Genomic DNA, 24,816 nt, shown 5'->3' on the forward strand with positions numbered 1-24,816 from the left:
ACCCTTGCCGAAAGGATGGTTGATGCAAAAACTTTTCCCCTTTTTGCTGTCTGCAATGTTGTGTGTGATCAGTCTGCCGGCTTCGGCCTTTGACGAGATCAATACCGGATTTCTGGGCAATCTGGCCCTGAAGGGGTATGATAGCGTCGAATACCATTCAAGCGCCCGCCCGGTTATGGGGAGCCCCTCCCTGACGGTGAACTGGAAGGGGGCCGTGTGGCGTTTTGCCAGTTCGGCGAACCGGGATTTGTTTGCCGCTGACCCCGAGCGCTACGCCCCGCAATATGGCGGCTATTGTTCCAACCAGATGAGCCTTGGAAACTTGTATGACAGCGATCCTGCCATCTGGCTTATCCATAAAGGCAAGCTGTATTTCTTTGGTCATCAGGCCGGGAAAGACCGGTGGACCCAAACCGGGATCGATGCGCGGATAGAGGATGCGGACCGGCATTGGCAGGACTATCTGACGGGGGCCAAGGGCTGACCCCTTGCAAGGGACGGGATGAACAGTTTACTGTCTCCCCAAGGTGAGGGAGGTCAGAATGAAATTTATCAGCTTTGAAGATGCGGATTCCAAATTATCCTGGACAGAAATGGCCGACGCCCTTGAGGCGGGGCATAAGCTGGACCGGGCAGAAATTGGGGATTTGCTGCTGTCGAAACAGGATCGCAGCCTGCTGAGCCGCGCCGCGTGGATTGACGGATTGGGGATTGCCCTGAAATCTGTGACGGTCTTTCCGGAAAACCCTGCCAAAACCCCGCCGGAACCGACGGTTCAGGGGGCCATGCTGATTTTCGGCAGTGAAAACGGTGCGCTGGAGGCCATTGTGGATGGGCCGTTGGTCACCAAGTGGAAAACAGCAGGGGACAGTGTTCTCGGCGCCCGCTTGCTGGCCCGAAAAGACGCGGCGACCTATCTGGTGATCGGGGCCGGGACCGTGGCAAAATCCCTGTTTCAGGCTTATTCCGAAGTCTTTCCGGGACTGACGCGCTTTCTGATCTGGAACCGGACCCGGCAAAAGGCGGAACAATTGGCCGAGGAAATGCAGCAGGTCGGCCTAGCGGTTGAGGTGGCCGATGATCTGGCCATTGCGGTGGGGGAGGCGGATATCATTTCCACTGCGACCATGGCGAAATCCCCTGTCCTTCGCGGGGAATGGGTTCGTCCCGGTACCCATGTGGACCTGATCGGGGCGTATCGCCCGGACATGCGCGAGGCGGATGATGATCTGTTGTTGAAAGGGTCTCTGTTTGTGGATTCCCGCGAGACCACCATTGGCGAAATCGGTGAGTTGATCATTCCCATGCAGGCGGGTGTTATATCCGCAGATCACGTTAAAGGGGATTTTATGGATCTTTGCAACGGTGCTGAGGGGCGGGTCTCTGACGAGGAAATCACCGTCTTCAAGAATGGCGGCGGTGCCCATCTGGACCTGATGACCGGGGCGATGATTGTCCGCCGGTCAGGCGCGTGAGAAATTCAGCAGGCTGGGGGCTTTTTCAATAATTTCCTGAAGGATCAGTTCGGCAGTGTTCAGGTCGTTAAGGGCATCCTCGCTGAGCATGCCCTGATATTTCGGGCGGTCCAGTTCGCTTTTCAGGCTGTATAGTCGGCGAAGCTCGGATGAGAACAGGTCCTTGGCGCCCAGCGGCAGGGTGGTGGCCGCGCTCAGGATATAGAAGAATTTCATGCTGGCCTGAATTTGTCGGTGTGCCACCACAATTTTCAGCATGTCATACTGATCCTGCAGGCCCTGAACATTGCCGGCCCCGATTTCCACATTTTGAAGGCGGGTTTCCACCAGAATGGACAGGGTGTCAAAGTCTGATGCCGTGCGAACAAACCTGTCATAGAGGGCGAAACTGTTCTTGGTGGCGCCATCCTCGACGGCCTGTGCAATGGTTTGAACGTCTCCGGCTTTTCGCTCCATTGCGGAAAGCATCTCGACGGCTTCGGACTTTTTGTATTTTTTTGCCATGATTCACGCGGATACAGGATTAAACCACACGGCCGGGAGGCCAGCGATTTACTGTAACGATCCTGCGTCGGTTGCCAACTGCTTTTTGGTCAGGGCGTTAAAGAATATACCGCCAACCTGTTCTTTAACCCCTTCAGGGTGAATTCTCCTATAAGCTGTGTTTCCCGGTCTATCTTTGACGCAAAGATATCTGACACCAGAAGGGCGTGTCCGGTCTCCTTGGTCAGGCTTTCCAGGCGGGACGCAAGGTTGACGGCCGGTCCCATGACCGTGAAATCCAGCCGATCCTCGGCCCCCACATTGCCATACAGGGCCTTACCGAAATGAAGGCCGATCCCGACATGAATTTCCGGCTGGCCGCCCCGTTGCCTGCGGACGTTTATGGCCTTCAGGGCCGACAGGCAATCCTCGGCGGCTTCCAGTGCGGATTGGCAGTTTTCCTCGGGCGGGGTGGTGTCGGTCACCGGGAAGATGGCAAGAACGGCATCGCCGATAAATTTCAGGATTTCACCATTTCGGTGCTTCAGGGCATCGGATACGGTCTGGAAATACTCATTCAGAAGACCGAAAACCTCCTCCTGTGAGCGGGTTTCGGAAATACTGGTAAAGTTGCGCAGGTCACAAAACCAGAGCGCGGCCTCTATGGCCTCTCCGCTGCCGCGCTGGATGGTCCCGTTGAGGATGCGCTCGCCTGTTCGGTGGCCGGTATAGGTATCCAGAAGGGTGACGGCAATTGTTCGTGTTGCGTGTACCTCGATGATCGGGGCGATATAGTTGACCAACTCCTGCAGGTCGAGGATATCCTGATCGGAAAAGCCGTCTTTGTGGCGGGTGCAATAGGTGACCAGACTGGTCGATCCGTCCATAAACCCGAGGGGCAGCATGATATAATCCGTATAGCCGGCGACCTGCTGTTCAAACAGGACCAGATGGTCCTTGCCGGGGACCAGTTCGTCCAGACGCTTTCGGAACATGGTCTTGTGATCATGCACCCATTCCGCCGGGCTGCCATAGTAGCTGGAGGAGGAGCGGATGCCATGTTCCCCGCCCCACGTGGAGGCTTTGTTATCCGTGTCGTTCCAGTAATAGGTGCAGACATCAAGCTGGGGATGAATGGTCTGGAAGCCGATCCGAAGGCGGTCGAGGGGAATCCCATCCTGTCTGATGCGGCGGCAAAGCGTATCCACAAAGTCCAGCGGATCCGGCAGAAGGCGTCCCTCCGTCAGGAGCCAGTGCTTCGTTCCATCGATCATCAATTCACCTTTATCTGTTGAAGGCGTGTTGCCTCCGGGGCAGGATCGGATAAACTTATATAAGTGGGGCAAAGTCTAGACCGGGACCGAGAGGAATTCCAGACAGGACTGGCGGCAATAACAGGAGGGGGGCGATATGACGCATAAGGGGATCATTCTGGCAGGGGGAACCGGGTCACGGTTGCACCCGCTTACCCTTGGCGTCAGCAAGCAACTGATGCCGGTCTATGACAAGCCCATGATTTATTACCCGCTGACGACGCTGATGCTGGCAGGGGTGCGGGATATCCTGATCATCACCACCCCGGAAGAACAATCCGCCTTCAGGCGCCTGCTGGGGGATGGCTCGAAATGGGGCCTGAACCTTGTCTATGCGGTCCAGCCCAGCCCCGATGGTCTGGCGCAGGCCTTCCTGATCGGCGAGGACTTTATCGGGGAGGATCCGTCTGTCCTGATTTTGGGCGATAATATCTATTATGCCACCCAGTTTTCAAAGGCGCTTCAGAATGCGGCAAGCCAAACGGAAGGGGCAACCGTTTTTGGGTATCATGTGTCCAACCCGTCTGATTATGGTGTGGCGGAGTTCGATGGGGATGGCCGGGTGATCGGGGTCGAGGAAAAGCCGGCCAAGCCCAAATCCAACTTTGCGATCACGGGCTTGTATTTCTATGACAATCAGGTGGTTCGGCTGGCCAAAAGCCTGAAGCCGAGCGCCCGCGGGGAGTTGGAGATAACGGATCTTAACCGGTTATATCTTGAGAAAGGGTTGCTTCGTATGGAGTTTCTGGGCCGGGGAAGTGCGTGGCTGGATACGGGAACCCATGATCACCTGATGGAGGCGGCCTCTTTTGTCCAGACCATCGAGAAGCGGCAGGGCCTGAAGGTCGCCTGCCCCGAAGAGATTGCCTATCAGCGGGGATATATCAGCGGCCCAGAACTTCGCGCCCTAGCGGAGCCCCTGATGAAAAGCGGGTATGGGGAATATCTGCTGTCCCTGCTCCCGCAGGGATAGGGAGCCCGGCTTGCGGGCTCCCCGGTCAGGTTCGTCAGATGAACCGGTTTTCCTTCAGGTAGGCGATGATGTTATCGGCTGCCTGTTCGACGCTGGTGGTGGCACCGTCAATAATGATCTCGGCATTTTCCGGCCGTTCATAGGCTGAATCGATACCGGTAAAGTTCTTGATCTCGCCAGCGCGGGCCTTGGCGTACAGTCCCTTGATGTCGCGTTCTTCACAGACTTCAAGCGGGGTGTCCACAAAGACCTCGATAAACTCGCCTTCTTCCAGCAGGCCACGGGCCATCTGGCGTTCGCTGCGGAACGGCGAAATGAACGAGACCAGCGAGATCAGTCCCGCATCCACGAACAGTTTCGCGGTTTCACCCACCCGGCGGATATTTTCCACCCGGTCCGCGTCGGTAAAGCCAAGGTCCTTGTTCAGGCCATGACGGACATTGTCCCCGTCTAGCAGATAGGTGTGCTTGCCAAGGGCGTGCAGCTTTTTCTCCACCATGTTGGCAATGGTCGATTTGCCGGAACCGGACAGGCCCGTAAACCACAGGACGGATGCCTTCTGGCTTTTCTGTTCGGACCGGGTCGCCTTGTCGATATCCACGGATTGCCAGTGGATGTTGTCGGCGCGGCGCAGCGGGAAGTCGATGACACCGGCGGCGACCGTCGCGTTGCTGAACCGGTCAATCAGAATGAAGGAACCGGTCTGGCGATTGTCCGCATACGGGTCAAAGGCAATGGGCTTGTCGAGGGCAAAGTTACAAATGCCGATCTCGTTCAGCGCCAGGGTCTTGGACGCCACATGCTCCAGCGTGTTGACATTGACCTTGTATTTCAGGCTTGAAACCCGGCCGGTTGTCGTGCTGGTTCCCAGTTTCAGGATATAGTTCCGACCGGGAAGCAGGTCTTCCTCGCTCATCCAGACAAGTTTGGCCTCGAACTGGTCGGCGCAGGCCGGACGGTCCTGCAATCCTGCCAGCATATCGCCGCGGCTGATGTCAATCTCGTCCTCAAGAACAAGGGTGACCGCCTGACCGGCAAAGGCTTCTTCCAGATCGCCGTCAAAGGTGACAATCCGCTTGACCGTGCTGGTCTTGCCAGAGGCAGGCACCACAATGCCATCCCCGACCTTGACGCGGCCGCTGGCGATGGTGCCGGAGAAACCCCGGAAATCCAGATTGGGTCGGTTGACCCATTGAACCGGCATGCGGAACGGCTTGGCATCCAGATCCTGATCGATCTGGACGGTTTCCAGATAGTCGATCAGCGCCGGGCCGGAATACCAGGGGGTATTCTCGCTGTTTGCAATGATATTGTCCCCTTCCAGCGCGGACAGGGGAATGGCCATGATTTCATCGAAACCAAGCTGGTTGGCAAACGCCTCGTAGGAGGAACGGATGTCCTCGAACACGGTTTCGCTGTAATCCATCAGGTCCATCTTGTTGACGGCCAGAACCACCTTGCGGATCCCGAGAAGCGAGACCAGAAAGCTGTGGCGCTGGGTCTGGGTCAGGATGCCTTTACGGGCATCGACCAGAATGATGGCAACATCCGCCGTTGAGGCGCCGGTGACCATGTTGCGGGTATATTGTTCATGACCCGGCGTATCGGCGACGATGAACTTGCGCTTGTCCGTGGCAAAGAAGCGATAGGCCACGTCAATGGTGATGCCTTGTTCCCGTTCGGCCTGAAGGCCATCCAGAAGAAGCGCATAGTCAATATTTCCGCCTTGTGTGCCGACCCGCTTGCTTTCGGCGGCCAGTGTCGCGAGCTGGTCTTCGAACAGCATCTTGGAGTCCCACAGCAGGCGGCCGATCAGTGTGCTTTTCCCGTCATCCACACTGCCGCAGGTGATAAAGCGGAGCATGCCCTTGCTTTCCTGTGCTTTCAGGTATTCCTCGACCGAGGCGGGCGTTTGTTGAGCGTGAATATTCATCAGAAATAGCCCTCCTGCTTTTTCTTCTCCATGGAGCCGGACTGGTCCTTGTCAATGAGGCGGCCCTGACGTTCGGATGTGCGTGCGACCAGCATCTCCTGAATAATTTCGGGCAAGGTGGAAGCTGTTGATTCAACGGCCCCCGTAAGCGGGTAGCAGCCAAGGGTCCGGAACCGGACAGATTTCATTTCGGGCGTTTCGCCAGCCTCAAGCGGCATCCGCTCGTCATCGACCATGATCAACATGCCGTCCCGGTTCACGACGGGGCGTTCCTTGGCGAAATACAGGGGAACAATGGGAATATTTTCCAGATAGATATATTGCCAGATATCAAGCTCGGTCCAGTTGGACAGGGGGAAGGCACGAATGCTTTCGCCTTTCTTGACGCGGGCGTTGAACACATTCCACAGTTCCGGGCGCTGGTTCTTCGGGTCCCAGCGGTGGTTTTCCGTGCGGAAGGAAAAGATCCGTTCCTTGGCGCGAGAGGCTTCCTCGTCCCGCCGGGCGCCGCCGAAAGCCGCATCAAAGCGATACTGGTTCAGGGCCTGCTTCAACCCTTCGGTCTTCATCACGTCCGTATGCAGGGCCGACCCATGGGTGAAGGGGCCAATCCCCTGTTCAACACCATCCGGGTTGATATGGACAAGCAGATCAAGATCGTAGTCCTTGACCAGTTGATCCCGGAACTCGATCATTTCCCGGAACTTCCATGTGGTGTCCACATGCAGAAGGGGAAAGGGAATGGGGGATGGGTAAAAGGCCTTGCGCGCAAGGTGCAGGAGGACTGAAGAGTCCTTGCCGATAGAGTACAGCATGACCGGTTTCTCAAACTCGGCGGCCACCTCACGGAATATGTGAATGCTTTCTGCTTCAAGCTGTCGCAGATGTGTCAATCGGTTGTGTGTCATGCTTTTCTCAATAAATACTGACAATATGAAAACAATGTCTTTTCCTGAAATAACGATATTTTCCGGCTTCCACAAGGGGGTAGGTCAAATATTTTTGAAATTTTTGTGTAAAACAAATAATTAAACACAATTTTAGTGTGAAAAAGGCGTGTGGTGGCTGAGAGAACGGCATGGCCTTGTTCTCTGGAAATGTTTAATAATCTGATTTTCTTGACATAATAGGCTGGCCAATCAAATGTGAGTCATGCTTCACACGGATCGGAATGAATGCCGGATATTCTAAGAAAACTGCCGGAAACAGGCCCCTATATTGCCTGCCCGGAATGCGACCTGATACACGAACGGGGCCGGATGAGGCCCGGTCATGTGGGTGTTTGTCGTCGCTGTGGGGCGGTGCTTTTCAAGTCGCAGCATAACAGCCTTGACCGGACGCTGGCCCTGTCGCTCAGCGGTATCGTGTTCTTTCTGCTGGCCAGCTATTTCCCGCTGCTGTCTTTCCGTATGGAAGGGGCGTTTCGTTCCAACCAGTTGCTGGATGGCACCTTTGAATTTGTAAACGAAGGTTATTTCTTCCTTGCGGTCGTGGTGCTGGTATCCAGCGTCCTTGCGCCGTTTCTGGTGCTGGTCCTTGTCTCCAGTATCCTGCTGCCGCTGAAGTTCGGCGTCCTGCCATTTGCGGTAAAGTCACAGGTCCGCATTCTGGAACAGATCCGTCCGTGGGCCATGGCAGAGATTTTTCTGCTGGGCATTCTGGTGGCCTTTGTAAAGCTGGGGGATTTTGCAGAAGTGTCCGTGGGCGTCTCCTTTTACTCTCTGGCCATGATGGTTGTGGCGACGGTACTGGCTTTTACCACGCTGGATGAACACGAACTCTGGTCCCGGATCAGGGAAGTGGAAAACGGATGACAAAGCCAAGAACAGCCCGGTCCATAGGCGCGGCCTCCTGCAAGGGATGCGGATTGCTGGTCGAGGTGTCGGATGCACCAAAGGCGTTGCATCACTGCCCCCGTTGTCACACCGCGGTTTATCAAAGAATTCCCGACAGTCTGGCCCGCACATGGGCGTTCCTGCTGGCGGCGATGGCGCTTTATATTCCGGCCAACCTGTATCCGATCCTGACCCTCGTATCCTTTGGACAGAAGAACAGCGATACGATCATCAGTGGCGTGTTCTCGTTAATGGGGGCCGGGCAGTGGTCCATTGCCCTGATTGTTTTCGTGGCCAGTGTTCTTGTCCCGATTGTCAAGATTGTGGTCCTGTTGTTCCTTGTCTTGTCGGTCCAGCTCAAAATACAATGGCGGCCGGATGTGAGAACCCGCATGTATCGGGTGACCGAACTGGTGGGGCGCTGGTCCATGGTGGATATCTTCATGATTTCGATCCTGATCGCGCTGGTCAAGCTGCAGGCCCTTGCCAATGTGGATGCGGGGCCGGGGGCTGCGGCCTTTGCCGCGGTCGTGATTTTAACAATGTTGGCCGCCATGTCCTTTGATCCGCGTTTGATCTGGGACGTACTGGAGGAAGAAACGAATGAGTGACGAGACGGGTGTACCCGTAGAGAAGCCGGTTATCCGGCGGGGCTATGGCGGGTTGTTCAGTATCTGGCTTGTCCCGGTCATCGCCATTCTGGTTGCAGGCTGGCTGATATTCCAGAATATCAGCGAGAAGGGACCGGAAATCAGGATTTTCCTGCCGAGTGCCAAGGGGATGGAGGCTGGCAAGACGCCGCTGAAATACCGGGATGTGGTCATTGGTGTACTGGACCGGATCGAGTTCCCGGATGATGACAACGGGGTCAACCTGATCGTCGAGATCAACAGTTCAGCGGAAAAATACCTGACCGATACGGCCCGGTTCTGGGTTGTGGCCCCGGCCATCGGGTTCGAGGGGGTGTCCGGGTTGGAGACCCTGTTGTCCGGCGCCTATCTTGAAATCGACCCCGGTACGGGCGGTAAGGAAAAGCGTGATTTTGTCGGGCTGGAGACCCCGCCGGTGATTACTTCGCGCACGGCTGGAACCGAATTTACCCTGCTGACGCCCCGGCTTGGGACGGTCAAGCGGGGAACCCCCATCCTGTACCGCGGGTTGGTGGTCGGGAAAATCCTGGGATACTCCCTGTCCGGCGACAAGCAGGCGGTGGAACTTTACGCTTTTGTCGAGAAACCGTTCGATGCACTGGTTCATGAGGCGACCCTGTTCTGGAATGCGGGCGGGGTCAGTGTGACCCTGTCGCCTGCCGGGCTGGAGGTCGGGGCGGAGTCCCTGCAGGCGTTGATCGCCGGGGCCGTTGAATTTGAAACCCCGCCTTTCCTGACAGATACCTTCCGGGCGTCCGAGAACCACCAGTTCCAGCTTCATTCGAACCGAAGCGCCATGGAGAATGCCCGCTTTACCGAACGGGTCTCCTATATTCTTTACTTTGACGGATCGGTGAGCGGCCTGTCCGTTGGGGCTGATGTTGAATTCAAGGGCATGAAGGTCGGGACGGTCAAGGACATCAAGTTGCAGATTAACCCGGACACGGGGCAGTATTTCCTGCCTGTCGTGATTGAGATCGAACCACAGCGGGTGCAAATCGCGGGAGAAGAGACCCGGATTGATTCCGTGGTCGAGGCCGGACAGAGACGGGCCCGGATCATTTCCGCCCTGATCGAGAAGGGGCTGAAGGCGCGCCTGAAAACCGCCAATTTCCTGACAGGGCAGCTTATTGTCGATCTGGACCTGCTGCCGGAAAGACCCGCCCAGTATGTGGCGGAACAATCCGATATGCAGGAAATCCCAACCGTTCCCGCCGGGATGGATGAAATCACCACATCCCTGGCCCGACTGGTCGAGAAAATCGAGCGTTTGCCGGTGGAAAGGGTATCGAAGGCCGTGCTGAATACGGCGGAAGGGTTGGAGCGGATCGTCAATTCGCCGGACTTTGCCGGATCGGTCACGGAAATCCGGGAAACAGCCCGCTCCGTTCGCCGGCTTGTAGATAATATCGACCGGGAAACCCTGCCGGCCATTGGCGGCGCGTTCGAGGATACCCGAAAGGCGTTGCAACGGGCCGATCAAACCCTGCAAAGTGCCGAACAGTTATTTGACAACACGAACGGGATGCTGGCGGACGGATCGCCTTTGAAATATGACCTCACCGTCATGATGCGGGAATTGGCCGCCGCCAGCCGGGCGGTGCGTAATTTGGCCGATTTTCTAGAACGGAACCCCAGTTCCCTGTTGGGAGGAAAGAAGTAGGATGAACAGTCAAGCGCGTATCCATGGTATCAGGGCGGTGAAGAAAGTTTCTCTTGTGGCCCTGACCTCCCTTGTGCTGGCAGGCTGCAGTGTTATTGGTCAGTCCGAACCGACGCGGTTTTATACCCTGACACAAGCCCTGTCCCCGGCCGAGGGGACCGAGCGATATGACATTCCGGCCCCGGTCTATGTGGGGATCGGCCCGGTCGAGATTCCGGGATATGCAGATCGGCCCCAGATTGTGACCGAGGGGGAGGCCGCTGTCCTGAAAGTTGCTGATTTTCATCATTGGGCGGAACCGGTTGCCGAGAATATTGAACGGTTGCTGGTGGCGAATATCGCGGCCTTGACCCGCTCCCGTCAGGTCTTTCCCTATCCGGCCCGCTTCAACCCGGACAGCAAAAGCCTGCAAGCCTCGGTCGAGATCACGGAAATGACCCAGCAGGCAAATGGGGCGGTCATCCTGACCGCCAGTTGGAATGTGAAACGAACCCTGTCCAATACGCTGTTGGTGCGGGAGAGCGGCGCCTATCAGGGCACGGCCCCGGCCGGGGACTATGCGGCCTATGCCCAGACCCTCGGGACCCTGATCGGTTCCCTGTCCCGGGACATGGCACGATCAATTGCATCAGCGGCGGAAATGGGAACCTGATTTTCGGTCTGCGGAGAATGGCATGACAAATGTTCTGTTTATCACAATCGACCAGTGGCGGGCCGACTGGCTGGCGGCCAATGGCCATGACCATGTGGAAACCCCGGCACTGGATGCGCTTGCCGCGGATGGGGTCCTGTTCCGGCAGCATTATTCCTGTTCTGCACCGTGCGGCCCGTCGCGGGCCACCTTGCATACGGGGATGTATCCCAGCAATCACCGGTCGGTCAGAAACGGAACGCCGCTGGATGGCTCCCTGACCAATATCGCCCTCGAAGCCCGAAAGGCCGGGTTCGAACCCACCCTGTTCGGATATACCGATACCACGGCCGACCCCACGGGACGGGACCTGAAGGACCCTGATCTTGCAACCTATGAAGGGGTGCTGCCGGGGTTCAAGGTTGGCGTCAGCCTGCCGGAGCATAGCGCCCCCTGGCTCGCCTATCTGAAGGGAAAAGGCTATTCGGTGCGGAAACCCGGTTTTGATATCTACCACCCGGATCCGGATTTTGACCTGCCGAAGGGACGGCATGAAACCTTTGCCCCGTCCCGCATCCGGGCAGAAGACAGTGAAACGGCATGGCTGACAAATCAGGTGATGGATCATATTGACGGCTTGTATGGCAAGCCGTTCTTTTATCATCTGTCCTACCTACGGCCGCATCCACCCTTTATCGCGTCGCCGGAATATCATGATCGCTATGCCCCCGGTGATATGAAGCCACCCATCGATTTCGGCGACCCCGATGCGGTGGCCGCCCGTCATCCCATGCTGGAATTTGCGCTGGCCCGCACCGGGCTGGAGCATTTCTACATGACCGGAAAGGGGCTTGCGCGGGATCTGGATGCGGACGGGATTGCCCAGATCCGGGCCATCTATTCCGCACTGGTATCCGAGGTGGACCACCATGTGGGGCGGTTGGTCGAGCAGTTGAAGGACGCGGACCTTTATGACGATACCCTGATTGTGGTGACCTCCGATCATGGTGAGCAGCTTGGGGATCATCACCTGATGGGCAAGCTGGGGTTCCATGACCAGAGCTTCCATATCCCCCTGATCGTGAAACCCCCACGGGACAAGAACCTTGCCCGTGGGCGAACGGTTGACGCGTTCACGGAATCCGTCGATATCATGCCGACAATCCTTGATCTGATTGGCAGGGACGTGCCGTTGCAATGTGACGGGCATTCCCTTGGTGATTGGATTTCTGGAGAAACACCGGTTAAATGGAGAAGTGCGGTTCACTGGCTGTTTGATTTCCGCGATATCGAGCATCGGGAGCCGGAGACCCTGCTGGACCTGTCCCATGATGAATGCAGCCTTCTGGTCCTTCGCGATGACCGCTTCAAATATGTGCATTTTGCGGCCTTGCCGCCGCTTCTGTTCGATCTGGTGAATGATCCGGATGAATGCCACAATCTGGCAGAAGAGCCGGATTATCAGGCGGTTGTCCTGCTCTATGCGCAGAGGCTGCTGTCCTGGCGCATGTCCCACGAGTTTGGGGCGCTGGACAAGCATCTTGCAACGTCTGATGGTATGATCGTGGGGCGGAAATCGCGGTAAAAGCCAGGGGCGCGTGTATTTTTCTTTTGGAATTAACGGAAAAATGGCTATCGTTTCCGCAACCAACAATCAAAAAACTCCAGTAAGGGGGGAGCGGGCATGTCCATGACTATTTCCAAAGAAGATTTCCTGAACTCAAAAGGCGCTGTTTACGGACCGGGCGAATGGTTCAAGGTTGATCAGGGGCGCATCAATGCGTTTGCCGATGCAACCGATGATCACCAGTTCATCCATGTTGACCCGGAAGCGGCCAAGGATACGCCGTTCGGCGGCACAATCGCCCACGGCTTTCTGACCCTGTCCCTGCTGGCCTATCTGGTGCCGAAGATTACGCCGGTCCCGGAGAACAAGAAAATGGGGGTCAATTACGGCCTCAACAAACTTCGTTTCCTGCAACCGGTGGCGGAGGGCAGTGAAATTCGGATGACAGCCAAGGTACTCGATGTTGCCGAGAAACGCCCCGGTCAGGTTCTGGTGAACACCGAAGTGACAGTCGAGATCAAGGGGCAGGAAACCCCGGCCCTGATCGCCGAGTGGCTCGGGATGACATTTTTTGAAGACTAAAGACAGTCAAGATTTCAGTTAGAGGATTGAGGAGCAAGAATGACGATCCGATTTGACGGGAAGGTGGCCATCGTCACCGGTGCCGGGAACGGCTTGGGGAAATGCCACGCCATCGCCCTTGCGGCACGGGGGGCAAAGGTTGTTGTCAACGATCTGGGCGGTGCCCGGGATGGTGTTGGCGCCTCTAGCGAGGCGGCCCGCGCCGTCGTTGCCGAAATTGAGGCCGCCGGCGGCGAAGCCATTGCCAACGGCGCTGACGTTACCAACTACGAGCAGGTCGAGGCCATGGTCAATGAGGCCCGCGAAAAATGGGGGCGCGTTGATATTCTGGTCAATAACGCCGGGGTTCTGCGGGATAAATCCTTCAGCAATGTGGAACTGGATGATTTTGGCTTTGTGCTGGATGTGCACCTGATGGGCGCCGTGAATTGCACCAAGGCGGTCTGGCCCCTGATGCGGGAGCAGAATTATGGCCGGGTTGTCATGACCACTTCTTCCAGTGGCCTTTACGGAAACTTTGGTCAGACCAACTATGGTGCGGCCAAGATGGGCGTGATCGGACTGATGAATACGCTGGTTCTGGAAGGCGGCAAATACGGCATTCGGGTCAACGCCCTGTCCCCGTGTGCGGCTACCCGCATGACAGAAGACCTGATGCCGGAAAACCTGCTGGGGCTTCTCAAGCCTGAAAGCGTGACCCCGGCCTTGCTGTATCTGGTATCCGAGGATGGCCCCAACCGGACCATCATTACGGCCGGTGCCGGAACCTTCGCCCGCTCCATCGTGTATGAAACCGGCGGGATGTGGCTGCCGGAAGAGGACCAGACACCGGAGAAGATCGCGGAACATTGGGACGCCATTTCCGATCCGTCGACCCAGAAGGAATATACAAGCGGTAACGACCAGACCCAGAACATGCTGACCAAGGCAGCAGAAGGACTGGGCATCAAGTTGCAGTAACCGCCGCATGACCGGAAAAAGCCGCCGATATTTTCGGCGGCTTTTTTTTGTGGTCAGCGGGTGCCTGAAAGCGGGCAGGCGGGGTTCATGTTTTCGTTATGTAGAAAAGTATAAAATACGACTTGTTATCAATCCGCCTGATTGACTAGAATTCGCGAGCACAGGTTGGGAGGCGATGTGACAAGAACAGCGGGATCAAGCGGCGAGAAAACCCTGAAGGCATTGCGGGAGGCAGGCTTGCAGCGGCTCTATCGGCAGGGATTTGCCGGTATGACCCTGCGCCAGCTTGCGGGGGATGTGGGGATACAGGCGGGGTCGCTCTATAACTATTTCCAGAATAAGCAGCATTTCCTGTTTGAGCTTCTGGAAAAGGTCATGACTGACCTGACGGATGAAATGGATGCAAGGTTGCAGGGGGTCGAGACACCGGAGCAGGCGCTGCTGGCCTTTATTGAGTGCCACGTCTCCTTTCACTCCTCCCGCAACAAGGAAGTGATTGTCAGTACGATGGAACTGCGCAGCCTGACACCGGAAAACTATACGGTGATTGTCCTGATGCGCGATCAATATGAAGGGCGGCTTCGGGATATTCTGGAATGGGGAAATCGCACCGGGTGCTGGTTGGTCCCGGATTCCCGGGTGGCGACCAAGATCATATTGGGGATGATGACAAGTGTGGGGAGTTGGTATCGCCCCGGAGGCCGGTATCGGATTTCCGATCTTGTCCTGATTTACCAGAAAATGGTGGAAAACCAGCTTCGCCTTGGCGGAGGCCCGAAGGATGCGAGCCCGAAGCTCGCATCCTGATCAGGGGACCTGATTTAGTCGATGGACGGCAGGTTAAGGCCGTTTTCGCGGGCGCATTCCTTGGCGATTTCATAGCCTGCATCCGCATGACGCATGACACCGGTTGCCGGGTCATTGAACAGAACCCGTTCAAGGCGGGCATCCGCTTCTTTTGAACCATCACAGACGATGACCATACCGGAATGCTGCGAGAAGCCCATCCCGACGCCGCCGCCGTGATGCAGGCTGACCCATGTGGCACCGCTGGCGGTGTTCAGCAGGGCGTTCAGCAGCGGCCAGTCGGACACGGTGTCGGAACCGTCCATCATGGCTTCGGTTTCCCGGTTCGGGCTGGCAACAGAACCGGAGTCCAGATGGTCGCGGCCAATAACGATCGGGGCTTTCAGTTCGCCGTTCCGCACCATTTCGTTGAAGGCAAGGCCAAGGCGGTGACGCTGGCCAAGACCGACCCAGCAAATCCGGGCGGGAAGGCCCTGGAAGTGGATTTTCTCGCGGGCCATGTCCAGCCAGTTGTGAAGGTGCGGATCATCGGGGATCAGTTCCTTGACCTTGGCGTCTGTCTTGTAGATGTCTTCCGGGTCGCCGGACAGGGCCGCCCAGCGGAACGGACCGATGCCCCGGCAGAACAGCGGACGGATATAGGCCGGCACAAAGCCCGGGAAGTCAAACGCGTTCTCGACGCCTTCTTCAAGGGCCATCTGGCGGATGTTGTTGCCATAATCCACGGTGGGAATGCCGCGTTCCTGGAATTCCAGCATGGCGCGAACCTGAACGGCCATGGATTTACGGGCAGCAATCTCGACCTCTTTCGGGGCGGATTCCCGCTTGTCCTGCCATTCGGCCAGTGTCCAGCCTTGCGGCAGGTAACCGTTGACCGGGTCATGGGCGGAAGTCTGGTCTGTGACAATATCCGGCAGTTCGCCGCGTTCCAGAATGGCCGGGAAGACATCGGCGGCGTTGCCCAGCAGGCCGACGGAAATGGCTTCACCGCGCTGGGTGGCTTCGCGGATCATGTTCAGGGCGTCGTCCAGTGTATCCGCACGCTTGTCCAGATAGCCGGAACGCAGGCGGAAATCGATGCGGCTCGGCTGGCATTCAACGGCCAGCATGGAAGCACCGGCCATTGTCGCAGCAAGCGGCTGGGCGCCGCCCATGCCACCAAGGCCACCGGTCAGGATCCACTTGCCGGTCAGGTCGCCGTTATAATGCTGGCGGCCTGCCTCGACGAAGGTTTCATAGGTGCCCTGTACAATGCCCTGACTACCGATGTAAATCCAGGAACCGGCGGTCATCTGGCCGTACATCATCAGGCCCTTGCGGTCCAGTTCGTTGAAATGGTCCCAGTTGGCCCAGTGGGGCACGATGTTGGAGTTGGCAATCAGAACCCGCGGGGCGTTTTTGTGGGTCTTAAAAACACCAACCGGCTTGCCGGACTGAACCAGCAGGGTTTCGTCTGTTTCCAGCTCCTGCAAGCTTTTGACAATGCGATCATAGGCTTCCCAGTTGCGGGCGGCGCGACCGATGCCGCCATACACAACCAGTTCATGCGGGTGTTCGGCAACCTCGGCGTCAAGGTTGTTCATCAGCATCCGAAGGGGGGCTTCGGTCATCCAGCTTTTACAGCTGAGGTCCGTCCCGGTGGGGGACTTGATGATGCGACTGTTATCAATACGGTTCGTCATTACTTTTCCTTCCTACGATCCATAGGTATTTCGGCCCCACGCGATCATGGTCTCGAGCAGGGTTTTCAGGTGCGGTTTGAGGGATGAAGCCTTGTCTTCCCGCCAGTCAAAGGGGTGAACCTCTTCCATATAGGCGGTCTGGGCGATTTCCATTTGAACGGCGTGGACGTTATCGGCTGGCGTGCCGTAGTGGCGGGTGATGAACCCACCCTTGAAGCGGCCATTGATCACGTAGCTGTAGTCACCGTTTGCCAGTGTCTGGTCCAGACACTGTGTCAGTTCCGGTGCGGCGCTGGAGCCGCCGCCTGTCCCAAGGTTGAGCATGGGAAGGGCCCCCTCGAAAAAGCGGGGGACAACGGAACGGATGGAGTGGCAATCATAAACCAGGGCGTAGCCGTGCTGCGCCTTGACGCGGGCAATCTGGGCGGCAAGGGCGTCGTGATAGGGCTGCCAATAGGTCTGTTTGCGATCTTCTATTTCGGCGGCATCCGGCTCTTGTCCGTCCTGGTACAGGGGGCTGCCGTCGAACAGGGTGGTGGTGCAAAGCTCGGTAACGCTCTGTCCCGGATAGAGGGAGACCCCGCCGGGGTCCCGGTTCAGGTCAATGACATAGCGGGAATAGTGGGTCTGGACCACGGTGGCGGACAGGTCTCGCGCCATGTCTGCATACAGGTCAGGGATGTGCCAGTCCGTATCGGGAAGCTGAAGCGCGGCCTCTGTCAGGCGGTCCTCCATCCCCGGTGCCAGTTGGGTGCCGGGGTGGGGCTGGCTCAAGATCAGGGGGGACGTTCCCTCGCTGACGGTGTAAATGTGACTCATTTTCAGTGCACCAATCCTGTTTTTGGAAGATATGCGGCAAATTCATTCCGCAATTCATCGGTTTTGACCCACGCCTTGATGGCTTCGATATCCGGGGCAAAGAACCGGTCCTCGTCATAGGCGGGGACCCGCTCCCGAATGCGCCCGAACAGGGTTTCCAGTACCGTTGAGGATTTCAGCGGGTGGCGGAACTCGATCCCTTGTGCGGCGGCCAGCAATTCAATCGCCACAATGGCGGCGGTGTTGTCGGCCATGCGCAGAAGGCGCCGGGCCCCGTGGGTGGCCATGCTGACATGGTCTTCCTGATTGGCGGATGTGGGGATGCTGTCCACGGAGGCCGGGTGGGATTGCTGCTTGTTTTCGCTGGCAAGGGCCGCTGCGGTTACGTGGGCAATCATGAAGCCGGAATTGACGCCCGGCTTGCCGACCAGAAAAGCGGGCAGGCCGCTGATTGTGGTGTCGATCAGCATGGCGACGCGCCGCTCCGACATGGAGCCAATCTCGGCAATGACCAGTGCCAGGATATCAGCGGCAAGCGCGATGGGTTCGGCGTGGAAATTGCCGCCGGAAATGACCTCCCCTTCCTCGGTGAAGACCAGCGGGTTGTCGGACACGGCGTTGGCCTCGATCTCGATGGTGTGGGCCGCGTTGCGAAGCTGGTCAAGGCAGGCGCCCATGACCTGTGGCTGACAGCGCAGGCAATAGGGGTCCTGAACCTTTTCGCAGTCTTCGTGGGATTTGCGGATTTCGCTGCCCTCGATGATCTTGCGATAGGCTTCGGCCATATCCACCTGTCCGATCTGGCCGCGGGCCTCGTGAATGCGGGCATCGAACGGGGCATCCGTGCCCTTTGCCGCATCTAGGGACAGCCCCCCGGCGAGGGTGGCCGCCGCCAGAAGTTTTTCAGCCTCGAACAGTCCGGCAAGGGCAAGGCAGGTGGAAACCTGTGTGCCGTTCAGCAGCGCCAACCCCTCTTTCGGGGCGAGGCTGATCGGGGTCAGGCCAAACCGGGCGAGGGCGTCTTTTGCGGGGATCAATTCACCGTCAACGCGGGCCTCGCCAACGCCCATCAGGCAGGCCGTCATATGGGCCAGTGGTGTCAGGTCGCCGGACGCGCCAACGGACCCCTTGGCCGGAATGGCCGGATAGATATTATTGTCGAGAAGGGCGATCAGTGCCTTGATGACCAGCGGGCGGACCCCGGAAAAGCCCCGCGCCAGACTGGCCGCCTTGGTGGCGATCACCAGCCGGACAACCCGGTCTTCCAACAGGGGGCCGGTGCCCGTCGAATGGGACATGACAAGGTTCTTCTGAAGCAGTTCCAACTGATCGGAGGGGATGACCTCCTGTGCCAGTCGGCCGAACCCTGTATTGATGCCATAGACGATGCGGTCTTCATCAATGATCTTTTGTACGGTGGCGGCGCTGGCCTCCACCTTGTCCCAGCAGGACGGGTCCAGCGAGAATTTGACAGGGCCGGCATAGATGTGCCGCAGGTCATCCAGACCAAGGTGCCCCGGAACGGCGAATATGGATTTGTCGGACATGATGGTTCCTTGTGTCTGATCAGTTAAACGGGGTTTCGGTACCGTTGAAGTACCGTTTGTACAGGCTGGCATTGCCGATGCTGTTGGTCAGTTCGGCAGGATGGTCAATATCCCAAACGGCAAGGTCCGCCTGCTTGCCGACCTCCAATGTGCCGATCTCGTGGGAAAGGCCGAGGGCGCGGGCTGCGTTCCGGGTAAAGCCTGCCAAGGCTTCCTCCGGTGTCATGCGGAAGAAAATGGCGGACATGTTCATGACCAGTGTCGGGGAAATAACCGGGGAGGAACCGGGATTGCAGTCTGTTGCCAGCGCAATGGGAACCTTGTGTTCCCGCAGCAATTCCAACGGCGGCAACTTGGTTTCCCTGAGGAAATAGAACGCGCCGGGCAGCAGAACCGCCACCGTGCCATGGTCGGCCATGGCCTTGACGCCGCGTTCATCCAGATATTCCAGATGATCCGCAGACAGGGCCTTGAAATGGGCGGCCAGTTCCGCGCCTTGCAGGTTGCTGAGCTGTTCTGCGTGAAGTTTGACCGGAACCTTCAGGGCCTCGGCGGCCTTGAACAGGCTGCGCACCTGCTCGGTTGAAAAGGCGATTTTTTCGCAAAAGGCATCGACCGCATCCACAAGGCCAAGGGCATGGATCGTCGGCAGCATTTCCTTGCAGACCTTGTCCATGTAGCCATCGGAATCGCCTGCAAATTCGGGCGGCAGGGCATGGGCCCCCAGAAATGTCTTTCGCACCCGGACCGGGTTTTGTTCGCCCAGCTTCTTCGCAACCTCCAGCATCTTGATCTCGTTTTCCAGATCAAGGCCATAGCCGGACTTGATTTCAAGGGTGGTCACGCCATAGCGCAGGCTTTCCTTCAGGCGAGACTGGCTGGCGGCCAGCAGGTCGTCTTCACTGGCGCGGCGGGTGCTGTTCACGGTCGAGATAATACCGCCGCCCTTTTTGGCAATTTCTTCATAGCTGGCACCGTTCAGGGCCATTTCAAATTCTTCGGCCCGGTTGCCGCCATAGACCATATGGGTGTGGCAATCGATCAGACCCGGTGTCATCCAGCGGCCTTCCATATCGATTTCAACGCAGTGGGACGGACGGGTGAAGGAGGGGAGCGCATCTTGGGTCCCGATCCAGGCGATCCTGCCGTTCTGGATGGCCAGACAATCGGCGTCTGTCGCACCGTAGGGAGAGGTATGCTCGACCATCGTGGCGAGTCGCGTATTGATGAACAACGTATCCCATTCTGTGTTCGGCATTTCTTCGTCCCTTGTGAATTTTGAATTTGTATATACAAATTATTATGATAAGATATTCGTCATGATCAAGCATTTTTTTCAAAACGCCTTCATCCAGGGCAAATGGGTAAAAAACGTCACCCTTACGGTTGGGGATGATGGTTGTGTGGCTGCTATTGAAACAGATAGCGCAGGGGCAGGGGCCGACAATCAGGGGGGTGTTCTGGTTCCCGGCATGCCGAACCTGCATTCCCACGCCTTTCAGCGGGCCATGGCCGGACTGGGGGAAATTGCTGGGCCGGGGGATGACAGCTTCTGGAGCTGGCGGTCGGTCATGTACAAGTTTCTGGCCGAAATCGACCCTGAGGATATGGAGGCCATCGCCGCCCAGCTATATCTGGAAATGCTGAAATCCGGCTTCACCTCGGTTGGTGAGTTTCACTATCTGCATCACCAGAAGGACGGAACCCCTTATGCCAATCCGGCGGAAATGTCGCTCCGGGTTATGGCGGCGGCGGAACAGGTGGGGCTGCAAATGACCCTGCTGCCGGTTCTCTATTCCTATAGCGGGTTTGGCGAGGCGGCCCCGACCGACGGGCAGCGCCGCTTCATTCATTCAACGGATGCCTATCTTGATCTGGTGGACCGGTTGGTGGCTGAAACCGCCGGAAGGCCGGGCTTTGATGTGGGCTTGACCCCGCATTCGTTGCGGGCGGTAAGCCGGGATCAGTTGCAGGCGCTGGCGGAATACCGGACCCCGGAGATGCCTGTCCATATCCACATTGCCGAACAAATGAAGGAAGTGAATGACTGTCTGGACTGGTCCGGTCAGCGTCCCGTGGAATGGTTGCTGAATAATACGACCGTCGATGAAAACTGGTGTCTGGTCCATGCCACCCATCTGACCCCGCAGGAAGTACAGGGCATCGCAGAGCGGGGCGCGGTTGTGGGGCTGTGCCCGGTGACCGAGGCCAATCTGGGGGACGGATTGTTCCCGGTAGAGGATTTCCTGTCCCAAGGGGGGCGCTTCGGGATCGGATCTGACAGCAACATCAATATTTCCGTCGCCGAGGAATGCCGCATTCTGGAATACGGCCAGCGGCTTGTACGGCAGAAACGCACCCTGATTGCGGAGCGGAATGCCTCAAACGGGGAACGTATTCTGTCTCTGGCTGTAGAGGGCGGGGCGCAGGCGCTCTGTCCCGGAAAGCCGGCGGGGATCGCCGTTGGCGCGCCAGCCAACTATCTGACACTGGATGAAAACCACCCGGCGCTGGTCGGGCGAGGTGTTCAAAATATTGTTGATGGATGGTTGTTTGCGGGCAACAACTCTGTTGTAAAGGATGTCTACGTGGCAGGGCGGCCTGTAATTCGGAACGGTCATCACGACCGGGAGGAGGAAATTCTGGCCCGGTTCAGCACGGTAATGAAACGGCTGGCCACAAAAATCTGATGCCGGACATCTGGAACAAGACATGACCCTGATCGAAGAACTGCCTGAAAACAGCACTGAACCGCTCTATAAGCAGATCAAGCAACTGATCGTCAGCAAGATAGAGGCAGGAGAGTGGCGTCCGGGGGATCGTCTGCCCACGGAGCACGCGCTTGTGAAGGAGCTGAAAACATCGCGCATGACGGTAAACCGGGCTTTCCGTGAATTGACACAGGAAGGGGTTCTGGTCCGCCGTCAGGGGTCGGGAACCTTTGTCTCGCCATCAAAACTTGAAACGGGCATGCTGGAAATCCGCAACGTGGCGGAGGATATCACCGCCCGCGGGAATGAGCATTCATCCGAGGTTCTTCTGCTGGAAACTGTCGATACCGTCCCGGCTGAAATCGCCGAGACCATGACGGACCTTCCCCGCGGTGCGGCCTTTCATTCCCTGTGTTTGCATTTCGAGAATGGCAGGCCGCTCCAACTGGAGGATCGATATGTGAACCCCCGGCTGGTGCCGGATTTCCTGAAACAGGATTTTTCGGTCCAGACCACCGGCGGCTACCTGCTGGACAATGTTATCTATACCCACGCCGATCACCGGATCAGTGCCGCCATCCCGACGGAGGAGCAGAAAAAGCTGCTTCGGCTGGAGGAGGGAGAGCCCGTTCTTGTGCTGGAGCGTCACACCTATTGCCCGGATGGGGTCATCACGACCGTGCGTCTTTACCATCCGGCAAGCCGCTATGAATTCAGCGGGACCTTCTTCCCCCATCGGGAATTGTCCGACTGATCATTTTGGCAAATTCTTGAGCGGGATACGCATTCCGGTTGTGGTGTCGCTTTAAATATGTAAAATGGTCTAATATAATAGGTTGTGGAATATTCAGCCCACAGGTGATACCGGGCTGAAAAACAAACATTGCAGTTCCCCTTTCACACAGAAGAATTGGCGCTTTTTCTGCTATGATTGAAGACCGACTGATACAGGCACAGGTTCTTGTTCGGAAAAAAATCAAGGAACTCATCCTTCCGTTGCTGATTTTTGTCCTGGGCTCGTTCGGGCTGATTTTTTTCGGCATCTGGCAAACATCGGAAATTCAGGATGAACAGACGGTTGAATCCTCCAAATTCCTGCTGGAAACCCTGATCAAGGAAGAAAAGGCGGCTCTGGAGACGCTGGTTTACGACTACGCCTACTGGCAGACCGCCCTTGAAAATCTTGTGGACACGCAGAATAGAGAATGGGCGCAGGACAATATCGGTCGGTACTTGCAGGAAACGTATGGTTTTGATGCCACTTTCGTTCTGGATGGGGAGAACCGCAGTGTGTTTTCCATCGAAAAGGGGGAAATCCTCTCGAAAGAGTTTTTGGCCTTTGTTCTGAACGGGGATGAGTTTGTCAGTCGGATCAGGACCGCCCGCGCCCTTGGCCGGAAAGCCCCCCTGTCGGAAGTGGTGCGATTGAAGTCCGGGGATATGGCGCTGGTGGCGGCGGCAATGATTGAATCCGATTTGCAGGAAGTCGGTGCCGACGGCGCGGGCGCCTACCGCAAGTCTGATTATGTTCTGGTGCTGGTCAAGCCCATGGGCGAGCGGTTTATCGAGGCCATTTCCAAGCGCTTTTCCTTTACCGGTCTTGAGGCCGTCGCCGGCCCTGATGTGGAAGAACACAAGCGGGCCTATCTGTCGCTGACGGATGGGCGGGGCCGGGTTGTTGGTTATCTGGAATGGAGCCCGGCACTACAGGGGCCTGCCTTTATCTCGCTCTCTCTTCAGAATATCGCCTTTGCCGTCATACTGTTGTTTGGATTGATGGTTTTGATTGTCTTGCGGACCATGAAGCTGTTTCGCATGTTTGATACCCAGTATCGGGATTACCTTGAGAACGAACAGAAAATGCGTCACTACGAAAGTGCCATTTCCGAACTGGTACAGGGGGAATTCCTGTATGAAATGACGGTGATTGAGGCGCTCAAGGAAATTGTCCGGAACGTGGCGGAAACCCTGAAAATCGACAAGGTCAGCATTTGGCAGATTGATATGGAACAGAACGCCCTTGTCAGTGCCTGCCGCTTTGATCGGGCAATCGGCGGGTTTCTGCCGGACCTGACATTGAAGGGGGAATTGCATCAGGATTTCTTCAAGGCCAGCCAGACAGGACATGAATTAAGCATTGCCAATGTCTGGAAGGATCCCCTGACCCGAGGCCTTCGCAAAATCCGTTTCCCCGAGCAGGAGCCCCTTAGCCTGATCCAGATGCCGTTCTCGATCCGCGGGCGGCAGGAAGGGTTCATCAGCCTTGCCAAGCGGGAAAACGATTATGAATGGACCAAGGAAGAGCGGCGCTTTGTGCAGTCCATTTCGGATATTGTGACCCTGATTTTTGAGGCCCATCTTAGGGACCAGATCGAACAGGAACTGCGCAAGGAGAAAAACAAGGCCGAGGCCGCCAATCTGGCCAAGACCGAGTTTCTGGCCAATATGAGCCACGAGCTGCGCACCCCCCTGAATGCGGTGATCGGCTTTTCCGATCTGATGCAGCAGAAAATTTTTGGGGAACTGGGGTCGCCGCGCTACGAGGATTATCTCAGTGATATCAATATGAGCGCCCGCCACCTGCTCAGTCTGATCAATGAAATCCTTGATGTGGCCAAGACCGAATCCGGGAAATACGAGATTTTCCCGACGGATGTGGATATCGCAACCGAGATCGATAGTGCGATCCGCCTGCTGCACGGACGTTTCAAGGACAAGAAATTCACGGTGGAAACCCGGCTGGCCGACGGGATCGGGACCATCAGCGCGGACCCGAAATGTTTCCGCCAGATCATCCTGAATATCCTGACCAATGCGGTCAAGTTTTCGGGCGATGATTGCCTGATCGGGGTAACCGCGGACGTCAAGGGGGATGCAGTTGAATTCTCCTTCTCGGACAATGGCATCGGTATCCCCCGGGATCAGCTTGAAGAGGTTTTCAAGGCCTTCCACCAGATTGAGAGTGCCCTCAGCAAGACAACGGAAGGCACCGGTCTTGGGCTTGCCATTACAAAGGCGCTGGTGGAAATGCACCATGGCGGCATTGCCATCGAAAGCGAGCCGGGACAGGGCACCACAATCCGGGTCACCCTGCCGGTCAAGCAACCCGAAACCCGCGCCCGCGCAAGGGATGCTGCCTGATCTATTCAGGCAGGAAAAAGATTTTTTGAGATAGGCTTGTCTTC

General features: G+C 57.0%; 22 protein-coding genes. 14 read left to right on the forward strand and 8 right to left on the reverse strand.

Features of this window, described 5'->3' with window-relative positions; translation table 11 throughout:
- Positions 1-22 precede the first annotated feature (22 nt).
- Together FQB27_RS09265 and FQB27_RS09270 are read left to right on the forward strand one after the other, a co-directional pair.
- Positions 23-484, forward strand: coding sequence for a YHS domain-containing (seleno)protein (locus tag FQB27_RS09265; RefSeq protein WP_169560733.1), 462 nt, complete (start codon positions 23-25; stop codon positions 482-484).
- Between the two features lie 58 nt (positions 485-542).
- Positions 543-1,475: an ornithine cyclodeaminase family protein gene (locus tag FQB27_RS09270; RefSeq protein WP_169560734.1), complete on the forward strand. Its 933-nt coding sequence runs from the start codon at positions 543-545 to the stop codon at positions 1,473-1,475.
- Here FQB27_RS09270 and FQB27_RS09275 read toward each other — a convergent pair.
- The gene (locus FQB27_RS09275) at positions 1,464-1,979 is read right to left on the reverse strand and encodes a hypothetical protein (protein ID WP_169560735.1); all 516 of its coding nucleotides are present in this window, start codon (positions 1,977-1,979) and stop codon (positions 1,464-1,466) included. The two genes, FQB27_RS09270 and FQB27_RS09275, sit on opposite strands and share 12 nt — an antisense overlap.
- Before the next feature lie 89 nt (positions 1,980-2,068).
- Complete coding sequence (locus FQB27_RS09280) at positions 2,069-3,232, reverse strand: adenylate/guanylate cyclase domain-containing protein (protein WP_169560736.1); 1,164 nt, start codon at positions 3,230-3,232, stop codon at positions 2,069-2,071.
- A 136-nt stretch (positions 3,233-3,368) separates the two neighbouring features.
- Between FQB27_RS09280 and rfbA the strand changes: the two genes are divergently transcribed.
- A complete protein-coding gene (rfbA, locus tag FQB27_RS09285) occupies positions 3,369-4,244 on the forward strand; it encodes a glucose-1-phosphate thymidylyltransferase RfbA (protein WP_169560737.1) in 876 nt (291 codons plus the stop codon).
- A gap of 34 nt (positions 4,245-4,278) precedes the next feature.
- On the opposite strand, the gene cysN is transcribed toward rfbA, so the two are convergent.
- Positions 4,279-6,177, reverse strand: coding sequence for a sulfate adenylyltransferase subunit CysN (cysN, locus tag FQB27_RS09290; RefSeq protein WP_169560738.1), 1,899 nt, complete (start codon positions 6,175-6,177; stop codon positions 4,279-4,281).
- On the reverse strand, positions 6,177-7,085 hold the full coding sequence (gene cysD, locus FQB27_RS09295; RefSeq protein WP_169560739.1) for a sulfate adenylyltransferase subunit CysD: 909 nt from the start codon (positions 7,083-7,085) through the stop codon (positions 6,177-6,179). Before cysD ends, cysN begins: the two co-directional genes overlap by 1 nt.
- Before the next feature lie 267 nt (positions 7,086-7,352).
- On the opposite strand from cysD, the gene FQB27_RS09300 reads away from it, so the two are divergent.
- From FQB27_RS09300 to FQB27_RS09335, 8 genes are all read left to right on the forward strand, one after another.
- Positions 7,353-7,991 carry a paraquat-inducible protein A gene (locus FQB27_RS09300; RefSeq protein WP_169560740.1) on the forward strand — a complete coding sequence of 213 codons (639 nt, stop codon included), beginning with the start codon at positions 7,353-7,355 and terminating at the stop codon, positions 7,989-7,991.
- Positions 7,988-8,623 (forward strand): paraquat-inducible protein A, encoded by a 636-nt coding sequence (locus tag FQB27_RS09305; protein WP_169560741.1) that lies wholly within the window; start codon positions 7,988-7,990, stop codon positions 8,621-8,623. The genes FQB27_RS09300 and FQB27_RS09305 overlap by 4 nt, the downstream gene beginning before the upstream one ends.
- Entirely contained in the window at positions 8,616-10,325 is a 1,710-nt protein-coding gene (locus tag FQB27_RS09310; RefSeq protein ID WP_169560742.1) for a PqiB family protein, read from the forward strand. Before FQB27_RS09305 ends, FQB27_RS09310 begins: the two co-directional genes overlap by 8 nt.
- 1 nt (position 10,326) lies before the next feature.
- Positions 10,327-10,977, forward strand: coding sequence for a PqiC family protein (locus FQB27_RS09315; RefSeq protein WP_169560743.1), 651 nt, complete (start codon positions 10,327-10,329; stop codon positions 10,975-10,977).
- 22 nt (positions 10,978-10,999) lie between these two features.
- A complete protein-coding gene (locus tag FQB27_RS09320; protein ID WP_169560744.1) occupies positions 11,000-12,541 on the forward strand; it encodes an alkaline phosphatase family protein in 1,542 nt (513 codons plus the stop codon).
- 105 nt (positions 12,542-12,646) lie between these two features.
- Positions 12,647-13,105, forward strand: coding sequence for a MaoC family dehydratase (locus tag FQB27_RS09325; RefSeq protein ID WP_206374485.1), 459 nt, complete (start codon positions 12,647-12,649; stop codon positions 13,103-13,105).
- Between the two features lie 39 nt (positions 13,106-13,144).
- Positions 13,145-14,065 (forward strand): SDR family NAD(P)-dependent oxidoreductase, encoded by a 921-nt coding sequence (locus FQB27_RS09330; RefSeq protein ID WP_169560746.1) that lies wholly within the window; start codon positions 13,145-13,147, stop codon positions 14,063-14,065.
- Between the two features lie 177 nt (positions 14,066-14,242).
- The gene (locus FQB27_RS09335) at positions 14,243-14,872 is read left to right on the forward strand and encodes a TetR/AcrR family transcriptional regulator (RefSeq protein ID WP_169560747.1); all 630 of its coding nucleotides are present in this window, start codon (positions 14,243-14,245) and stop codon (positions 14,870-14,872) included.
- Positions 14,873-14,886: 14 nt separating this feature from the next.
- On the opposite strand, the gene hutU is transcribed toward FQB27_RS09335, so the two are convergent.
- The 4 genes from hutU to hutI are packed head-to-tail and all read right to left on the reverse strand — an operon-like array spanning position 14,887 to position 20,178.
- Positions 14,887-16,554, reverse strand: coding sequence for a urocanate hydratase (gene hutU / locus FQB27_RS09340; protein ID WP_169560748.1), 1,668 nt, complete (start codon positions 16,552-16,554; stop codon positions 14,887-14,889).
- A gap of 12 nt (positions 16,555-16,566) precedes the next feature.
- Positions 16,567-17,373: an N-formylglutamate deformylase gene (gene hutG, locus FQB27_RS09345; RefSeq protein ID WP_169560749.1), complete on the reverse strand. Its 807-nt coding sequence runs from the start codon at positions 17,371-17,373 to the stop codon at positions 16,567-16,569.
- A 2-nt stretch (positions 17,374-17,375) separates the two neighbouring features.
- Positions 17,376-18,920, reverse strand: a complete 1,545-nt coding sequence (hutH, locus tag FQB27_RS09350) for a histidine ammonia-lyase (protein ID WP_169560750.1) — start codon at positions 18,918-18,920, stop codon at positions 17,376-17,378.
- 19 nt (positions 18,921-18,939) lie between these two features.
- The gene (gene hutI, locus FQB27_RS09355; RefSeq protein WP_169560751.1) at positions 18,940-20,178 is read right to left on the reverse strand and encodes an imidazolonepropionase; all 1,239 of its coding nucleotides are present in this window, start codon (positions 20,176-20,178) and stop codon (positions 18,940-18,942) included.
- Positions 20,179-20,239: 61 nt separating this feature from the next.
- Between hutI and FQB27_RS09360 the strand changes: the two genes are divergently transcribed.
- The 3 genes from FQB27_RS09360 (at position 20,240) to FQB27_RS09370 (ending at position 24,772) form a co-directional block, all read left to right on the forward strand.
- Positions 20,240-21,610 carry a formimidoylglutamate deiminase gene (locus FQB27_RS09360; protein ID WP_169560752.1) on the forward strand — a complete coding sequence of 457 codons (1,371 nt, stop codon included), beginning with the start codon at positions 20,240-20,242 and terminating at the stop codon, positions 21,608-21,610.
- Positions 21,611-21,632: 22 nt separating this feature from the next.
- The gene (gene hutC, locus FQB27_RS09365; RefSeq protein ID WP_169560753.1) at positions 21,633-22,385 is read left to right on the forward strand and encodes a histidine utilization repressor; all 753 of its coding nucleotides are present in this window, start codon (positions 21,633-21,635) and stop codon (positions 22,383-22,385) included.
- A 173-nt stretch (positions 22,386-22,558) separates the two neighbouring features.
- Positions 22,559-24,772, forward strand: coding sequence for a sensor histidine kinase (locus tag FQB27_RS09370; protein WP_169560754.1), 2,214 nt, complete (start codon positions 22,559-22,561; stop codon positions 24,770-24,772).
- Positions 24,773-24,816: the final 44 nt, after the last annotated feature.

The sequence above is a fragment of the Sneathiella chinensis genome (assembly GCF_012720115.1).
GTDB lineage: Bacteria > Pseudomonadota > Alphaproteobacteria > Sneathiellales > Sneathiellaceae > Sneathiella > Sneathiella chinensis.

What these genes read in the sequence shown, in the direction of transcription:
- FQB27_RS09265 (WP_169560733.1), top strand. Translation starts at nt 23, where the DNA reads ATGCAAAAACTTTTCCCCTTTTTGCTGTCTGCAATGTTGTGTGTGATC.
- FQB27_RS09270 (WP_169560734.1), top strand. Translation starts at nt 543, where the DNA reads ATGAAATTTATCAGCTTTGAAGATGCGGATTCCAAATTATCCTGGACA.
- FQB27_RS09275 (WP_169560735.1), bottom strand. Translation starts at nt 1,979, where the DNA reads ATGGCAAAAAAATACAAAAAGTCCGAAGCCGTCGAGATGCTTTCCGCA.
- FQB27_RS09280 (WP_169560736.1), bottom strand. Translation starts at nt 3,232, where the DNA reads ATGATCGATGGAACGAAGCACTGGCTCCTGACGGAGGGACGCCTTCTG.
- rfbA (WP_169560737.1), top strand. Translation starts at nt 3,369, where the DNA reads ATGACGCATAAGGGGATCATTCTGGCAGGGGGAACCGGGTCACGGTTG.
- cysN (WP_169560738.1), bottom strand. Translation starts at nt 6,177, where the DNA reads ATGAATATTCACGCTCAACAAACGCCCGCCTCGGTCGAGGAATACCTG.
- cysD (WP_169560739.1), bottom strand. Translation starts at nt 7,085, where the DNA reads ATGACACACAACCGATTGACACATCTGCGACAGCTTGAAGCAGAAAGC.
- FQB27_RS09300 (WP_169560740.1), top strand. Translation starts at nt 7,353, where the DNA reads ATGCCGGATATTCTAAGAAAACTGCCGGAAACAGGCCCCTATATTGCC.
- FQB27_RS09305 (WP_169560741.1), top strand. Translation starts at nt 7,988, where the DNA reads ATGACAAAGCCAAGAACAGCCCGGTCCATAGGCGCGGCCTCCTGCAAG.
- FQB27_RS09310 (WP_169560742.1), top strand. Translation starts at nt 8,616, where the DNA reads ATGAGTGACGAGACGGGTGTACCCGTAGAGAAGCCGGTTATCCGGCGG.
- FQB27_RS09315 (WP_169560743.1), top strand. Translation starts at nt 10,327, where the DNA reads ATGAACAGTCAAGCGCGTATCCATGGTATCAGGGCGGTGAAGAAAGTT.
- FQB27_RS09320 (WP_169560744.1), top strand. Translation starts at nt 11,000, where the DNA reads ATGACAAATGTTCTGTTTATCACAATCGACCAGTGGCGGGCCGACTGG.
- FQB27_RS09325 (WP_206374485.1), top strand. Translation starts at nt 12,647, where the DNA reads ATGACTATTTCCAAAGAAGATTTCCTGAACTCAAAAGGCGCTGTTTAC.
- FQB27_RS09330 (WP_169560746.1), top strand. Translation starts at nt 13,145, where the DNA reads ATGACGATCCGATTTGACGGGAAGGTGGCCATCGTCACCGGTGCCGGG.
- hutU (WP_169560748.1), bottom strand. Translation starts at nt 16,554, where the DNA reads ATGACGAACCGTATTGATAACAGTCGCATCATCAAGTCCCCCACCGGG.
- hutG (WP_169560749.1), bottom strand. Translation starts at nt 17,373, where the DNA reads ATGAGTCACATTTACACCGTCAGCGAGGGAACGTCCCCCCTGATCTTG.
- hutH (WP_169560750.1), bottom strand. Translation starts at nt 18,920, where the DNA reads ATGTCCGACAAATCCATATTCGCCGTTCCGGGGCACCTTGGTCTGGAT.
- hutI (WP_169560751.1), bottom strand. Translation starts at nt 20,178, where the DNA reads ATGCCGAACACAGAATGGGATACGTTGTTCATCAATACGCGACTCGCC.
- FQB27_RS09360 (WP_169560752.1), top strand. Translation starts at nt 20,240, where the DNA reads ATGATCAAGCATTTTTTTCAAAACGCCTTCATCCAGGGCAAATGGGTA.
- hutC (WP_169560753.1), top strand. Translation starts at nt 21,633, where the DNA reads ATGACCCTGATCGAAGAACTGCCTGAAAACAGCACTGAACCGCTCTAT.
- FQB27_RS09370 (WP_169560754.1), top strand. Translation starts at nt 22,559, where the DNA reads ATGATTGAAGACCGACTGATACAGGCACAGGTTCTTGTTCGGAAAAAA.